Annotated in this window: 2 protein-coding genes; one reads left to right on the forward strand and one right to left on the reverse strand. The window is 39.6% G+C overall.

Going from position 1 to position 970, the window contains the following annotated elements:
* Window positions 1–169: 169 nt before the first annotated feature.
* Window positions 170–544: a hypothetical protein gene (locus R7044_RS24500; protein WP_015313451.1), complete on the reverse strand. Its 375-nt coding sequence runs from the start codon at window positions 542–544 to the stop codon at window positions 170–172.
* Window positions 545–726: 182 nt separating this feature from the next.
* Between R7044_RS24500 and R7044_RS24505 the strand changes: the two genes are divergently transcribed.
* A partial coding sequence (locus R7044_RS24505; RefSeq protein WP_225455911.1) for an isoamylase early set domain-containing protein occupies window positions 727–970 on the forward strand: 244 nt, incomplete at its 3' end.

A 970-nucleotide genomic window follows, 5' to 3' on the forward strand; every position in this document is an offset into this window, starting at 1 on the left:
TTTGTAGTGTTTACCTTCTTCAAATTGAGCAGCGTGAGCGCTGAAAGCCAGTAAAAGTGTGCTGCATAGTGCAAGTAATTTCTTCATTGTTTGTTTTCCTTCGGGCACAACAGTGCCGTTTTAAATATAGCTAAGAGCCAGCTAGTGCTGGAGATAAATAAAGAAGAAATCAAACAATCGGAGGTCGGTAAGGTTTATAAATCACAACCACGGCTTTTTCAGTAGGAAGCTTATCAATAAGCGCCAAGCTGTAAGGCAGTAGCATCAATCCATTTTGCGACAAAGTCGTGGGAATTTTCACAATGCAAGAAGAGCTGCAACTGGTGTGCGACTTTTGCCCTTTTTCCATCATGTGTTCTTTGTGGTGCGGCTCAACACAATCTGTATTTACGCCGAGTTTTTCTTGAAGTGCAGTTTGCTGCATGGGAAAGCTTTGTGCTTCTATTGATGCTGTCGATGCTTGAACGCTCGATGAAACACTGGTTAGCAGCATAGCCACCAAACAAACCAGAGTAGTCATCAATGTACGATTCAACTTCAACATATCAATTTCTTCACAACACACTGATTTTCATCATACAGAAAGATCATATTCATACAAGTTTGAAGCACGAAGAGTACACGGTTATTTAACGAGCTATACCAGCATGAATCCGATAACGCTTGAAATACTTATGAAACACGAGTAATAGTTAGAGCAGTTTTTGTACTAACAAGGAAAGATTCATGCTTAAAAAGAGATTTTTCAAAACTAAAGATGAAGTTGAAGTCACTTTTGAACTCGATAAAAACCAATGGGAATCCATTAAAATCGCTGGAGATTTTAATGACTGGCAACCAGAGCCAATGAAACTGGTGAAAAAAAGCGGCCAATTTAAGTTCAAAACACGTCTACCCAAAGAGCAACACATCCAATTTCGTTATCTCCTCGATGAAGTTGAATGGGAGAACGATCCTCAAGCAGATGCTT

It is taken from the genome of Vibrio sp. 1402 (assembly GCF_033340275.1).